Below are 14,583 nucleotides of genomic sequence, written 5' to 3'. Positions count from 1 at the left end.
TCACCACCGAAGCCATGATCGCGGAGGCTCCGAAGAAGGAGTCGGCTGGCGGCGGCGGCATGCCTGGCGGCATGGGCGGCGGCGGTATGGGCGGCATGGGCGGCATGGGCGGCATGGATTTCTAATCCAGCCCCTATCAACCTACAGCGGAAAGGGCGGCAGCAATGCCGCCCTTTCCTTGTGTGCCGAACATGATCGACAACTTGGAGTGCGTCCCGAGGATCTCGTCAGAATTAGGATCTTGTCCGATCGAGCAATTCGCGGGCTCAACCTGGTCAAACCGGCGCCCCCTACGAACTGCCCGATCCTTGAGGATTCCGCTGCGCGACAATCACGATGATTCATTCAGTTGGTAGCTATAGGCGGTGAATCATGAGGGGCATTGAGGAGCGTGGCAAGGCGCCCATCTCGGCATTTAACCCCATCGAGCGTGATACCCGGGACAATTCTCTCATCGGACCGGCGGCTGGCGTTGAAGGACCCGGTGAATCATCCTGTTCTATAGTGGAGCAGACGCGCTCTGAGCCTCAAGATCAAGCGTTTCCTCCTCTGAGTATCCTTGATCTGCCGCTGGACATTCTCGTTGATATTGCTGAGCGGCTCAGCCCGATGGATCTGCTGAGGTGTCGCACACAAATCAAGAGCTGCGTGTCGCCGCGATGATAGTCGCAACGCCTCAAGAAAGGCGGATCCAGGTTCAGGCTCGTCGTCGTGGCCGAGAGGCCTCGTGACCCCGACGACTGCGCTTCGGCCTTGTGGGGCCTCGGAGCGGGCGTGGCAGCGCTTGCACCTGAGCTCCAGCGGCGTCTCATCCTGCTTGAGCCCAGGTCACAGACCATTGCCCTGGAGGGCCTCGGAGCAGGCGTGGGTGGCCTTTGGCCAACCTCCAGCGGCTTGTCTGCGGATTTCACTAAATTGGGACAGCCGTTTTAGTAAATCGCGAACAAGCGTTTCGCTAAGTCGCGGGCAACGGAAGCGATCGAGTTCCGGTTGCCTTTGCTGTTAGGAGTGATTGATTTCGGTTATTTCGCTGAAACGCTGAAACGCCATATCCAGCTTTTCCAACGGTAAATTGGGCACTGTCCAATACTTTATTTCTTGAGAAATCCAACGTTTTTGCCGCGCAGTGACGTTCGGACATAGCAAGGCCTGTCCCATACCTATGAATACGTTTGGCTGAAGCAGACCGATGGCTGCGCGTCGAAGCCGAAGCCGTCGAGTTCGCGGACAAACGGGAACTGCGCGATCTTGCTCGACATGAGCGTGTCGAGCTGGTCGCGGATGGCCGTCAACTTCAGCCGATCCAGGATTGCGATCAGCAGGTCATGATCTAGCGTCGTCATCACCAGCTCCCTCCGACCACCGCTTCGTACTCGGCGAGTGGCCGCAGCAAGGTGGCCGGGGATGATCTTGATGCGCTCGGCGCGCACCGGCCCTTCGAAGCCGGCAACGCCGACAAAAGGCTCTGTCGCAAACCTGGAAATGGGGGTGTGAACGGCCATTTCGGCCTGTCCGTCAGGCAGCGAGGATATCGAAACAGCGATCGACAGACTTGTAGTCATACCTCGCCTGTCGCTTGCCCATCATGTGGATCATCTCGATGCCGGAGAGGATAACGACGGCGCTCGCCTGCGACTTGAAGCCGATGGATCGAATGCGGCGCTTGATACGCCGGTGATCCTGTTCGATCCGATTGTTGAGATACCGGCTATTGCGGATGCGGATCGGCTTCAGCGGTCGCCGCGATCGCTGCCGCAGCCGGCTCTCAGCGTCGCAGGAAAGGATCGCTTCGTAATTGGTCTGGCTGCCGTCGATGACGATGCGCTCCGGCCGGCCATGGCGCGTCAGCGCCTTGTGGAGGAAGCGTTGAGCCGCCACCAGGTCACGGTTTTCGCTGAAGAACAACTCGACCATGTCGCCGAGGCTGTCGATGGCGCGGTAGAGATACATCCATGGCCGCGGACCTTGATGTACGTCTCGTCCATATGCCACTTGCTGCCGACCACACGCTTGCGCCGGTTGAAGCGCTCCAGCAGCTACGGCGAGAAGTGGGCGATCCAGCGATGCACGGTGGAATGGGCGAACTTCAAGCCGCATTCGGCCATCATCTCTTCCAGATCGCGCAGGCTCAGAGTGTAGGCCAGGTACCAGCGCACGCACAGCAGGATCACCGACTGGTCGAAATGGCGGCCGTTGAACATCACGTGCTCCTCCACAGCTGAGGAGTGTTTCTTGCCATGCTCCGCTTACCAAAAGGTTTGCGACAGAGCCGTTCGAACCGCATGCCGACACCATCGTCAAGGGCGGACGCGATGTCGATTATGGCCACAAGCTCAACCTGACGACGGGCAGGCAGTCTGTTCTTTCAATTTAGACCAACTATGCGGATGCCGCCTCAGTCAATTCAAGAAGGTAACCAATGCCGCGCACGGTCGTGATCCGTGGCGTTGCACCTGACCTACTCAGGTGTCCACGTAAGCGATAGATTCCGACTTCAAGCGCGTTGGCAGATACCTCGTCGTTGAACGAATAGAGGTGATCTTCCAACTGCGCACGAGGCACGATGCGGCCTGCACGGATAAGCAGATGCTCTAAAATACATAGTTCGCGGCGTGCGATCTTCAGAGGATGACCCGAGACGGAAACCTGTCGGCCGATCGGATCGAAATTGAGATTGCCAAATACAACGATGGGGTCGGTCACCTGTGTCGACCGGCGCAGAATGGCTCTCATTCTGGCGATGAGCTCATCCAAAGAGACGGGCTTGAGCAGAAAATCGTCCGCGCCACCGTTGAAAATTGCAATTCGCTTCTCGAGATCGTTGATGCTACTCATAATGAGGGTTGGAACTGAATGCCCGTCGCTCCTTAGCTGTCTCAGCCAGCCCAAGCCATCGCCATCTGGCAGAGCCAACTCCAGCAGGAGAATTTCATAGGTTGCGCAACAGAATGCCCTCGACGCCTGTTCCAGGTTGCCAACTACATCAACGGCAAAACCGCTATCCCCGAGCGCAGCTCGCACGGCGCGCGTAAGATCCACGTGATGATCAATGAGCAGCGTTCGCATTTCACGTCCTATCAAGGTAGGACAGGTCACCGTCCGCTGTAAGACCGGGGCGACAGCAGAAGTCGCGCAACTCTTCGTAGTGTTCGTAACGCTCTTTCCGATGGGTGATCGCGGGAGAATGCAATCCGCACGCCTGCAATAGTCGGGGATGGAACACGTGAAGACCTGTTGACGGGCTGAAACCGTCGGTCGGCCAGCCCACAATGCCACCGACTCTGCCTGCGATTTCTCTGCGCATCGATCCTCCTATATGGGTTGCGTCGCAAACTCCAGCTGAGGTCGCAAGGGCAGGTTGCGGCTTTGTTCATTGAGAGGACCCCCTGGAGGCAATACCGGGAGGATTCCCTGTATAGCACTTCCCGATTTACCAACCGGTCATTCCGAACCACGTTCGGCGGCTTTGAAGACGCTCATTGAGCGCGGCTAGGTAAATCAAGGGTACGACCTGCCGGGTGTCGATGCCGCTTTTGAAGCAGGCATCGGCACCAGCTCGCTGAGCGTCGCCCGCGCAATTCAGCGGACGCGCTCGATACACCCAGTCGAATCGTGCCGCAGCTTGCCGCGCCGACAGGGCGGCCGAAGAGTTCAGGCTTGTGACCGAAGGGCTACGCCCAGTCGTCCTCCCATTATCAACCTCGGTCAAATCAAAGTGACGTTGAATCTGAACAAGTTGCGCCATCATATCACAAACGACTTACCGATCCCCGACGTGCTCTAGCCTTAGTGCTTATTGAGAAGATCGGCTACTGTCTCTCCGCGTCGCCGGGCATCGGCGGCGAGCCACACCTCCCCCACCTCATACACGTCGCCGTGGGTACGAAACGGCACAATGACGTCAATGGCAGCCGACAGCAGGTCAAGAAGCGTGTGGTCTTCCACAGCAGCTCCTTGCGGGCTGCTCTTGACGAGTGAAAAGAGCTTTTTAAAGCCTTGGACCGGATCCGCCCCATGAATCGTCGATATTGATCCCGCATGGCCGGAGACGACTTCGCTAAGGTAGGCCCAAGCAGCATCATCGCGCATCTCGCCAAGCAATATTCGATCAGGGCGCATGCGCAAGCTGGCTTGCAACAGTTGCTCGGCTGTCACCGCACCTACGCCTGCTCGGTCCTTCGGATAGAGTAACCGGACATGATTCTCGTGCGGGATTGCAAGTTCGAGCGTGTCCTCGATACTTATCAGCCTCTCTTGCGGGGGTATAGCGTTGATCAAAGTCTTGCTCATTGTCGTTTTGCCGCTACCAGTAGGTCCGCAAAGCAGCATCGTAAGCCGCCCGCAAACGCACGCTCGCAAAAATTGCTCCAAGTCACCATGGTCGTAGTGCTGAAGAATCGTTTCGTCCTGCCGCTCTTGGCGCTCCTTTCGTGACCGCCATTGATTCCAACGCGAGTATTCGTAGCGAGAAGAAACTTCCTTGAGTTCGGTCACACGACTTGAGGGACGCCGTATCGTCAGGCTTATTGTTCCTGAGGGAACAGCGGGCGGCAAACAGATCTGCAGCCGCTCTCCGTTCGGCAGCTCAGTCGCACAGAGGGGGCTTTGCGGTCCGACATCTTGCTTGCGCAGCGCTCCAGCGAGGATCGCGATGTCCTCCAGATCGTCATAAGATAGCGGTAGCGGATGTTTCGTGAAAACGCCGGCCTGTCGGACAAAGGCTTCCCCAGGCCGGTTGATAGCGACCTCTTCGGTCCTTGGCTCCTCAAGCCATTTCAGAACAGGGTTGAGAAGCAAACGCAATTGAGGGTCAGCCTCCGGTCGCATTGTTGTCTCTCCGGCGTTGGCGATGTTGGGGGGGGGCTGGCGCCACGGCGGTCGCTCTAAGATCGTATACATCTGAGAAATCGAGGTCCCGAGCCACAAAGATGGATACAGCATCTCCCTGGTTTTTCTTCAGAGTTGGCGGAACGTTGATCGTTGCTCTAAGGGTCGTCTCAACGGCTTGTCCGGCGTTGCTCTGGAAGCTGTTGATACCGCTTCCTCCACCTGAGCTGCCAGCGTATTGACCGGCGGCCTGAAACCCGCCTTGAATGACGCTCATGAGCATTGCTCCGCCAAAGCGCTGCCAGAAGTGATTATCCACCGTGCCAGGCATTCCGGAGCGGCCGAGCTCGTCAGCGCCCGGCGATGCTAGCGAAACGAGGGCATGGTCAGGCGTTTCCATGCGCGTCCACAGCACGAAGACACGCGCATCCCCCTGTTGGAGACCACGCTGGATCTCGCCAATCACGGTCGTCCCGCGATCCAAAAGCACCACGTTGTTGGTGGCGCCGCGGACGTCTTTAGGTAAGACGCACTTCACATAACCCGGTAAATTTGTGTCGACTGCCGTTTGCAAAATGCAGGGGATGATCGTTCCTTGAGTAATCACGAGATCAGGGTGCGGCAAAAGTGTGGCCCGGCTTGGCTCCTGTATATCTGGCTTCAATCGCGCCGACAGATCGCCAGCGTCTGAAATCTCATCCGAGGTCGCGGGAGCATCCCTATGGTTGTCTTCGCTCCGCTGACCGTCGTTGGGCATTTTACTGCTGCCACTGTAGGCGAAAATTGGTGTTTCCTCCGGCGGCGGATCAGCTGAAGTCGGCGTGGATGGCGCAGGATCTCCTGCCTGCGCCGCCTGTACGGCTGCTGGAGCTTCGGGAGCAATCTCAATCGGCACGGGGCGGAATGGTTCGGCGTCGGCGACAATTGGAGGTTTTGGCTGAGTTGGTTCGTCTTGTGTGCTGGGACGACCTCCGAGCCAGATGAGTGATAGAGATGAGATGAGAACAAGAGCAGCGACGGCCAACTTCTGCAATCCCGAAACATGCCGGCGGGCCGGCTCCGAGACCATCGATCCGGAGGCATGGACATCATGTCCCGACTGTGGGCCGGTTTCATTCATCGGCCGAGCCTTTCAAAACGCGCCACACGTCGGGTGTCACTGTACCGGTCCCTGGCGCTCGTCCCACAGGGTCATAAGCCCTGTTGAAAATGGACAAGACCGTATTGCCATCTCTCAGACGCCATTCCCGGGCGACTGCGGATACTTCAACATAGTCTCCTTTGACCGTGTAATTGGCAGCGGCTTCCTTGCCGTCGGGATTGATAATGTAGAGAGAGGGTATGCGGGAATTGCTTGCGAAGCCAAATACGGTGGTAAAGCCATTATCGAAAACTTGCAGCGGCGACAGCGATCGATCGCCCTTTGCGACGTAGTGAAAATTGCTTTCGTCCGGACTGGTAGTTGCGGCGGGCCGATTCAACAAATCCTGAACTCTCTCGTCGTGCAGCACTTTCGCCCGGGCCTGACCAAGAATCGAGCGCCTTTCTGCGTCCTTTCTCCGAGCAGCAGCCTCATCAGCAGGATAGGTGAACTGCACACTGTAGTATAGGTCAGGTTGCTGCTCATCGAGTTTTGGCATCGCTCTCGTTGAAATACTGAAGACGTATCTCCGTGTACCGGACTCACTCTCGGCCAGCACGATGACCGGCTGCGGCGGGAGCATCCGGCTAGCCTTAAAAAAGAGATAGTTGGCGCGCGGGAGCGCAGCCAGGTCTTTGCTATTGGAAACGGCCACGGCTGCGACTGTCTCGTTGGCCGCGAATGTGACAACCAGCGTTGCCCCCACTGCGGTAGACAGGCGCACCACTTCGTCAGGACGGTAAGCCAGGTAGCGCATGCGCGCATCATGCTTGCCGGCAAGTGGTGTGTCTTCCGCGGACGCTTCCATCGTTAAGAAGAGTGAACAGACCAGCGCGAGAAACGCTCTTTTTGTCATGGCTGCACATAGCCCAGGTTCGATACGCTATCTTCCGAGCTTTGATAGGAAGTGATGAGTAGACCTCCCGGATTGGTGAGCCTCGATTGCCCAGGCAGACCCGTCAAGCGCTCGTAGCGGATGGTAGCTGTCCAGGTGGTCACTATCGGCATCTGCCCATCGACAACAAGCGTACGTTTGTAACGGATCTGTTGAACGTCCGGACTGATGTCGTTTGAAGAAATATGCCCGACCTCGAGCTTGCCGCGCTTGCCGACCGTGACTTGCGGCGAGATGGGATTCGGATAGTTGAAGAAATCTTGATATTGCTGTCGCACAGCCGGCGCGCTGAAACTGGATACGAGGTCATAGGCGTATTGGGCTGTATCTGCTGTGTACCCCTCGCGCAGGCGTACATATTCCCACAGCGAAGCATTTATGACGGCTCGGTCTTGGGTTGCCGGCAGTCGAGACACTGACACTTCGCTGTCGACGGTCCCATCCGGCCGGACCCAGAGGAACACAGGTACGAGCTTGGCCAACGGGACCATGGCAGCGATGGTAAATGCCTGGGCAACATTTCCTAGGACCGCCGCTGCGGCAAAGGCGATCAGGGCCTTTGACAGGCGCCGCGCAGACTTCGCTCGTGACGTTTGAAACGCTTCCACCTTCTTATAGTGGGCGGCTAGCGTTTCTCTCTCCACCAGAAGGGCATGTTCAGGAAATTTCACTTTGGCTCTTCCGCGCATTCGACCTGAAGATCCTCAGGGGTGGTTTCCCATTGTCCCACGTTCAGTTGGAATGGGGCACCCGCGCACGTCGCAAGCCCATGGCTCGTCTTGCAGGCGGCCAAAGCGAGGATTGACAGAAGTAGGCAATATTTCATGTTTTTGGCACCGAACTTGTCGATTGATTAACCACCCGCCGTTTTGGCAAAGTGGCGATTGAGGCTGTTAAGAGGTCGGTTCGCACCTCCCCAAGAGCCGCCGGCGATGCTGCTGGCGATCGTCGGAAGCGCGACGATCAGAGCGTCACCAGCTAGGAAAAGCATGTCGAGCTCGTAAAGCCCGATGATCTTGGCTGCTGTCGTGCCCGAGAATTTGATCATCAAAAGCATGGCTGCCAGCGAGACTGCTTCGGCAGCGATTACTATCGTTGCAACGATGTTGAGGAGGAGAAGCAGCAGCCCGTACGAGAGCAGTTGGCCGATCCATCTGGTGGCTATGTCTCGAGTGTGATCAAAAAGGTAGCCTACAAGGACCAGGGGGCCGATCGTCAAGAGCACCTTCGTCAGAATTCCAACGGCATCGTAGATCTCGAACGCTGTCCACAGCGCGCCGTAGAAAATCCATTGCGCTCCCTCGAAAGCAAGTATGTCCTGGCCGTTCATAGGCCCAATTTCGGAAGCAATCAGCTGAAAGACATACTGGCTTGAAGCAAACATGATGTCGAGCTTCTGGGCGATTCCGATGAAGGGCAAGTCGCTGCCACTGATGTCGTGAGCCAACCTCGGAATCGTTTCGTCGAAAAGCGCTTCAATGTACTGCTGATAGTTGGCCTGCCCTAAGATAAGGGCGACGACAATCGACACCATGATTACGCGCGAGATACCCCCGCGCGCATCGACTTGACCACGCATGACCAGACAGCCTTGGATTATTATCCAGAGCGTGACACACGCAACCAGAGGCGCACTGACCGCCGCTTGGACGTTTTCAAGCACTTTGTGCAGCCCGGACGTGAAGGCCCCATGAAAGATCGTGTGTATAGTCGTGAATGGCGCGGGAATTTTGAAATTCATGGCGTGAGCCTGATGTGTCCCTGATCAGCGCAGCTGAGCCTGATGAACTCAGCGTTCACGGGAGGGGGCCAAAAATGCGAGCGGTGTCCCGATGTTCGCGACGCTGCGTGGCGGCCTCCTCAGCGGCGTGAAGGCTCCCTTGTGCAGTGGCCATAGTCAGCAGACTCGTGGCCTGGGCATTTTGGATCATCGCATCGTGAATCTGCTTGAGGACCAGACCGTTGGTCACGGTGGCCTGCATAATATTTCCCGAGCGGGAAAGCTGACCAAGCGTGCCGGCGTTATCCTTAAGGCGCTTGTCCATCATGCCCAAAGTGTCGGCTGCAATAGCTGCGGCATTGGCGGCCCCAGCGATTTGTCCCTTTAACAGTTTCGCTTCTGAATCGTCGCCCGTGACTATCCGATTTGGGTCCTCCGCAATGTTACGGGCGATAATCGAAGCTGGCGCCCGAGCATCAAACATCTGCTCCTCCAGCTTATTGCTCGACGGGTAATGATTTCCTTGGTTCAGTGAGCTTAGCACTCCCGTGACAGCGAATGACGAGGTTAGCATTGTCACCATTTCGATCGTCGTAGCGAGCGTCTCGATTGACCTCTCAAGGATCGCCGCATTGGAAATCGCTGTTAAGGTCGATTGTGTTTCTGTTACAGGGTCGGTGACGATCCATTGCGACCGGGCCTGTCCGTGAAGCAGAAGGGAAGCAGCAAGGGTCGTTACTGCAAGTTTGGCAAGTTTCATGAATATTCCTCCGTCAGTCTTGAACTTCATGGTACCGGGCCATGAACTTGTCGAGCCACCCACTTGGGGCGTCTCCGTGCTGGTTGCGAAGCTGGTCGGCAAAGCGCACTGTGTTGGCCCGCCCCGAGAGTACGGCTACGTACTCGCGCATCTGCCCAAGATCGAATTCGCAAACAATACTCCCGCTATCGCGCTTGAGCAAAAACTTGCGGCTGCCGATTGCCATTCCCTGGCGGATTGCCTCGAACTCCTGCGCAGTGCACTTCAAGCCATCGACATACGCAGAGCGGTCCGCCGTCGGTGATGGGTAGAAAATTTTCGTCATACATTGCGCAACGAGACTAGCTCCGAGAGGCGATTCCAGAACGTGTTCAGGCTGCTGCGTTGCGAGTATCAACATGCCGTTGTTTTTGCGGACCGTGAGCAAGAACTTGTCGATAACGGCCGAGAATTGGGGGTTGAGTAGATAGAATCGAAATTCGTCGCAGCTCATCACGAACCGACGACCATCGACGATAGCGCCCACTCGATGCAGAAGGTATGCGGCGGCCGGTGCACAGACCTCCTCATATTCCAGGAGCTGCGTCATGTCGAAGCCCGTAATGGAGGCATCCAGCCTTACTTCGTCCACGTCGCCGTCAAAGGCCCATCCAAGCGCCCCCCCTCTACACCACCGCTGCAGCCGTGCTCCTGCGCCCTCGGAGGGGCTGTGCAATAGGAACTCGCGCAGGCCCGCAAGTGAGCGCATAGGGGGTTCGAACGAAAGCTGACGAACAATGCCGCGTTCCAGCCGACGGCTTTCCTCCGGCGAGATCGGACCACGGCCGTCACTCTCGATCAGGGCCATCAACCACTCGCGCAGAAAGTCCCGAGAGGCGGAGGTGTTGTCCAGTCCACGCAGAGGGGCCAAGCCGCTCGGAGCGCCTCTGCGCAACGCAAGATATGTCCCTCCCGTGGCTCGCACCAGCAGTTCACCACCCCGATCCTTGTCGAAGAAGACGATCGCACCATTGCGATCGACCAAGCTTTGCTCAAGCATCGCGAGGACAAAGGTCATCAGCGTCGTCTTGCCTTTGCCAACGGGCCCGAATATTGCCGTCATGCCGACGTCATTCTCATGGGGGATGTAGTCGAAAGAAGTTCCACCGTTTGTGCGAAAGCGCGCAACAGCATTGCCCCAGTGGCCGGAACTGGAACCGCTTGGGAAGTTCTCAAATGAGACGAGCCCGGCAAAATTGTGTGAGGTGATCGCCCCCGGGCGCGTGCGCCACCTGTTGTTCCCCGGAAGTTGGGACCAATATGCGGCCTCCATGCCGATGCCCTCTTGGACGATAACGGCGCCCGCGTCGGCCAGCCGTGCGCGGGCACTTGCTGCGCGATCTGCAAGGCTATTGAGGCTGTCGGCATAGACGCACAGGCTCAGATGATGCGAACCCATCACGAATTCGTTGCTTGCCAGTGCGTCCTCTGCCTCGGCAAGTTCATTGATCTGGGTGAGAGCCTTGTCGCCGGCACTCGTCATCTGGCTGGACTTAAGGCTTAGTTTGGCATGAGCTTGCGGGCGAGTGAGGAAGGAAAAGCTCTGGCTCAGGACAAGCGGGAAGTTGGCGGACAGCAAGGAATTTAGCATGCCCGGCCGCGTCGTCGCCGGATATTCACGGAACGAAAACAATGATCCGACGGAGCTATCCCCGGGCCTTCGAATCTCAAGCGCCCGCTTCCCGCAGATGACCTGGTCAGTGTAGATCGAGGCGCCAAGTGAGCCGGTAACCATCGGAACCGGAAGAAACCGGCAAGTCATCATGAGCCGAAGCGCCTCGCCGATTTCCGTGAAGAGCACGTTGCCTTTCTCACGAATGCCCAACCGGCGCAGACCGTAACCGCCGAGTGCGCCAGCAATGATGTGCCAGAGGTCTTCCAGGCTCCGCATTTGGGTGGCTAGATCGTGCTCATTCCGTCTGCGGGACTTGGCAATCCGCAAGCCGATCTTGCCGATTGCGGTGCGGGGGGACACGATCAAAGTGAGGAAGTGATCGTTGCGAAAGAGCTTTCCCGACAGCACACGACGCTCGTAGGCCTCGCTCAGACTGCCAGCGAATGCACTTTGAAACCGGCGCGGCGCCGGCGCCGGCACATCGTTGTGTCTCACAAGATGAGCGTATATCGAGACATTGTCATCGGCGATGTTGCGCAAGAGAGTGTTGAACGCGCGGCAGCGCGAGTTGCGCATCTCAGCGTCTTCCAAATCAAAGGGCACACCGTTCACATGTGCCATGGCCATGATCGATCCGTCTTCCAGAAGGACAACCTGATCGCTTACGTGACCAACATACGGAAGGTAGATCTCGCCAGACCTCTCGGTCCGGCCGCTGGCGCCGAACATTACACCATTCCTCTTCCGCGTTTCGGCACTCTGATCGGATTGGCGCTGACGCTTGCGCCTCCCCAGACCGGCCCGTCCACGCTTCTGCCGGCCGTCTGCAAATAGAGCAGCACGACGCTTGCCGCGTTATAGTCACGCTCAACAACCAGCCGTGCTCCGAACCAGAGTGGCGCGAGAACGATTTCGTAGAGCGGGTTCTGAAGGATAATGATAACAAGCCCAGCCAACATCATGAGCAATCCGGCCAGCGTCAGCGGCACCCCCAGAAACAGTGCCGGGCGCGTCGCCGCCACATAGAGGGTGCTCACTTCCAACCGGTCGCTCATCAGCCACCGCCTATGAGCGCCTTGCCCAGGAAGCTGGCCCCGAACATGATGACGATCCCTCCAACGACACCCGCAACCAGGCCAAGTGAAGCACGACCGAACATCCAAGAGATACCGATGGCTACGAGCCCGAGCACGGCCAGTGATTGTCCAAAGGGCCCAAGTATGAACGTGCAGATATTCTGGACCATCTTGGCAGGATCCGTCCCTCCGGTCACCTGAGCCGCGGCTGGCCCGCTGTAGAAGACCGTCCACGCCGCGCCTGCAGCAGCGGCCGGTACATATTCAGCCGCCATGCGCAGCATGAAAAAAGGCGAAGGAACACGCGTTTTAAGCGCACGAAGTATCTTGAGTGGCGTCATCATTGCATCTCCATGTTTCAATCGAATACGAGTTTGTTCGGGTTCGAGGGTTCCCGTGCTTTCGCAGCCTGGCTGCCTGTCGGATCGGAGGGATCGGCCCCGGAGCGGTCTGGCTGATACGAGCCCCAGATGTCCCAAGAATCTTGGTTGGGCTGCTTCTTTCTATTGGCCTGTTGGCTCTGCTGGAGCAGAGGCGGCACGGCTTTCCGACCGGGTGCCTCAAGGTGCGGCACATCTCGAGCAGTCGGCTCCAGCGTTCTCTCAAGGAGACTTGAGATGTCCTTTGCGGCCGACTCGACCTTGCGTACATAACCGTTGGCGAAGCCATGCGTGACGTCGCCCGTGTTATAGGCCGAGATGGCACGGCGAAGCGCCAGTTGCTGTGCCACAGCAGTGGTGCCGCCGGCATACCGGCTTTCAAGCAGGTGGGCGGCAGCCGAAAGCGAGGCGCAGGGCTCGAAAGCCCTTTCCGGCGTGAGATTGAGCACGGCAAAGTTCTTGCTGTTTATCTGCATCAATCCAACATCGACAGAATGTTGTGCTTCGAGGCGTTCCTTGATGCCCCGCGTGGCTTCCAGGTGGTCTATCCAGCGAAGCTGCTCACCTGTGGTGTTGTCATGAGCCACCAGCGTTTCAAAGCCACTTTCAATCTTGGCAATCGCGGCGAGGGTGGACGGCGCAACCCAGGGGGCGCATTTGCGCGACAGGCTGCGGAACTCACGCGGAGAAAGTGGCGCGGGCTCGGCTGGGAGTGACATGGATGTCATCAGGACGATGGCCAGCGGCCAAGCTGCAATAAACATTCCCTATCACCTACCTTTCCAAGCCGCCGGACGGGTTCTGGCCCTGTCCGGCACGCGCTTATCGGGGAGGTTTGTTACTGTGTGATGTTCAAGTTCAGCTTTTCGGTTTCAATTGAAGCAAAGACCGTGTTCGTATCAGCGTGGGTGAGCATCTTGCGCATGCGTGAGTGGCGCGGGCCCGATCAGCCAGCGACATCCGGAGCATCTTGGTACAATGACTCCTGTACAGGATTGCTCGTCCCGGCCGTCCGTTGCTCCTGGAGTGTGGGCCGCGACTTTGGCGTCATGGATGGTACTTCTGTCAGCGCCAAGCCAAGGACAAAATGGGGAGCTTGGCGGGCTTGTTCAGGCTCGGGATCACCGTGGGGAATCGACTAAGGCGATAAAGCGGCCCAACTTTGCCGGTATGCTGCCGGTCGTTAAAGAGCAGCCATGCGCGGCCCTGCACACTCAGATCATTGCTTGAGACGCGAGCTCGTCCGCGAAGCTGGCTCGAGGGCGCAAATCCGCGGCGGCGAGGGTCAACTGGGAAGACGTGGCGGCGCAGCCCATCCTGGTGCGAGCCTCGTTCAGCTGTTCGGCCGCCGCCGCCAAAGGGTGGATCATGCACAGTCCCATCGGCAGATAACCGCACGTCATTGACGGAGTCCGACGGCGCAATGGACAAGCATAGTGACACGCTCAAGATGGAGGAGTTGCAGTAACTGAGAAATGTTAGCCCGGACGTTCACCGCAACCGGCGACCTGCCGGTCGCCGAACAGCATTTGAGGCCGCCGGCCACCTTGGACGAAGCCGGCTTGGCAGGAGACACACTATTTTGCACAAGGCCGCTGCAGCGAATCACGGTCTTCTTCCGCCGACCGCCTCTCCGATCAAGCCAAACGCCGCGCTGCTCAACCATGTCCGAGCTGGATCCACGAGCCGGAGGATATCGAGATGATCCAGGTCCGCAAACTCCAGGATGACCAGGATGCAAGGGCATAGCAGGAAACTTGGCATCCATGAGGTCGAACTTGAGTGATATTGGCAGGCCTGCACCAACGGGGGAGCTCGAAGCGAAAAAGCGAAGGACCACACGGCAGGGTCATGTCGGCGCTTGGACCTGTCTGGTGGCCACGGGCTGCCTTGGTGCGGTCAATTCGCTGGGGATGAAAAGAACAGGACGAGCACGGCCTCACATTGGCCGCACGCAACGGCGAGTGGTATCAAGGAGCAGCTGTTCTGGGTCGGTGCCCCAGGGTTGCTCGGCAACAGGTTTAGACAAGGGGATTCAAGATTGAAGGTGTGCCGTTGAAACATGTTCTTGTCATTGACGATGATGCCGCAATGCGGCGCCTCATCGCCGAGTATCTCACGATGCATGCC

General features: G+C 57.8%; 12 protein-coding genes and 3 pseudogenes. 1 reads left to right on the top strand and 14 read right to left on the bottom strand.

Going from position 1 to position 14,583, the window contains the following annotated elements; translation table 11 throughout:
- Nucleotides 1-1,184: 1,184 nt before the first annotated feature.
- The 14 genes and pseudogenes from NKH19_RS31700 to NKH19_RS31635 form a co-directional block, all read right to left on the bottom strand.
- Nucleotides 1,185-1,343, bottom strand: a pseudogene (locus NKH19_RS31700) (ATP-binding protein); the annotation flags it as partial.
- Nucleotides 1,344-1,515: 172 nt separating this feature from the next.
- Nucleotides 1,516-2,201: pseudogene (locus NKH19_RS31695) on the bottom strand (IS6 family transposase).
- A gap of 178 nt (nucleotides 2,202-2,379) precedes the next feature.
- Complete coding sequence (locus NKH19_RS31690; protein WP_352869194.1) at nucleotides 2,380-3,066, bottom strand: response regulator; 687 nt, start codon at nucleotides 3,064-3,066, stop codon at nucleotides 2,380-2,382.
- Between the two features lie 720 nt (nucleotides 3,067-3,786).
- Entirely contained in the window at nucleotides 3,787-4,827 is a 1,041-nt protein-coding gene (gene virB11 / locus NKH19_RS31685; RefSeq protein WP_023737143.1) for a P-type DNA transfer ATPase VirB11, read from the bottom strand.
- A complete protein-coding gene (gene virB10, locus NKH19_RS31680) occupies nucleotides 4,811-5,947 on the bottom strand; it encodes a type IV secretion system protein VirB10 (protein WP_352869191.1) in 1,137 nt (378 codons plus the stop codon). The genes virB11 and virB10 overlap by 17 nt, the downstream gene beginning before the upstream one ends.
- Nucleotides 5,940-6,824 carry a TrbG/VirB9 family P-type conjugative transfer protein gene (locus tag NKH19_RS31675; protein WP_023766577.1) on the bottom strand — a complete coding sequence of 295 codons (885 nt, stop codon included), beginning with the start codon at nucleotides 6,822-6,824 and terminating at the stop codon, nucleotides 5,940-5,942. Before NKH19_RS31675 ends, virB10 begins: the two co-directional genes overlap by 8 nt.
- Nucleotides 6,821-7,534 carry a type IV secretion system protein VirB8 gene (locus NKH19_RS31670; protein WP_352983650.1) on the bottom strand — a complete coding sequence of 238 codons (714 nt, stop codon included), beginning with the start codon at nucleotides 7,532-7,534 and terminating at the stop codon, nucleotides 6,821-6,823. The genes NKH19_RS31675 and NKH19_RS31670 overlap by 4 nt, the downstream gene beginning before the upstream one ends.
- Nucleotides 7,531-7,689 carry a type IV secretion system lipoprotein VirB7 gene (locus tag NKH19_RS31665; RefSeq protein WP_081731114.1) on the bottom strand — a complete coding sequence of 53 codons (159 nt, stop codon included), beginning with the start codon at nucleotides 7,687-7,689 and terminating at the stop codon, nucleotides 7,531-7,533. Before NKH19_RS31665 ends, NKH19_RS31670 begins: the two co-directional genes overlap by 4 nt.
- A gap of 27 nt (nucleotides 7,690-7,716) precedes the next feature.
- Entirely contained in the window at nucleotides 7,717-8,604 is an 888-nt protein-coding gene (locus tag NKH19_RS31660; protein WP_023766575.1) for a type IV secretion system protein, read from the bottom strand.
- Nucleotides 8,605-8,659: 55 nt separating this feature from the next.
- The gene (locus NKH19_RS31655; RefSeq protein WP_023766574.1) at nucleotides 8,660-9,343 is read right to left on the bottom strand and encodes a TrbJ/VirB5 family protein; all 684 of its coding nucleotides are present in this window, start codon (nucleotides 9,341-9,343) and stop codon (nucleotides 8,660-8,662) included.
- A gap of 13 nt (nucleotides 9,344-9,356) precedes the next feature.
- Entirely contained in the window at nucleotides 9,357-11,726 is a 2,370-nt protein-coding gene (gene virB4 / locus NKH19_RS31650; RefSeq protein WP_023737137.1) for a type IV secretion/conjugal transfer ATPase VirB4, read from the bottom strand.
- On the bottom strand, nucleotides 11,726-12,052 hold the full coding sequence (locus tag NKH19_RS31645; protein WP_023679584.1) for a type IV secretion system protein VirB3: 327 nt from the start codon (nucleotides 12,050-12,052) through the stop codon (nucleotides 11,726-11,728). Before NKH19_RS31645 ends, virB4 begins: the two co-directional genes overlap by 1 nt.
- A complete protein-coding gene (gene virB2 / locus NKH19_RS31640; RefSeq protein WP_031257862.1) occupies nucleotides 12,052-12,417 on the bottom strand; it encodes a pilin major subunit VirB2 in 366 nt (121 codons plus the stop codon). The genes NKH19_RS31645 and virB2 overlap by 1 nt, the downstream gene beginning before the upstream one ends.
- A gap of 14 nt (nucleotides 12,418-12,431) precedes the next feature.
- Complete coding sequence (locus NKH19_RS31635; RefSeq protein WP_023766572.1) at nucleotides 12,432-13,217, bottom strand: type IV secretion system lytic transglycosylase VirB1; 786 nt, start codon at nucleotides 13,215-13,217, stop codon at nucleotides 12,432-12,434.
- 1,291 nt (nucleotides 13,218-14,508) lie between these two features.
- Here NKH19_RS31635 and NKH19_RS31630 point away from each other — a divergent pair.
- A pseudogene (locus tag NKH19_RS31630) lies at nucleotides 14,509-14,583 on the top strand (DNA-binding response regulator); the annotation flags it as partial.

The organism is Mesorhizobium sp. M1338, from assembly GCF_040318045.1.
GTDB lineage: Bacteria > Pseudomonadota > Alphaproteobacteria > Rhizobiales > Rhizobiaceae > Mesorhizobium.
This window is presented reverse-complemented; position numbering and strand designations above follow the sequence as displayed.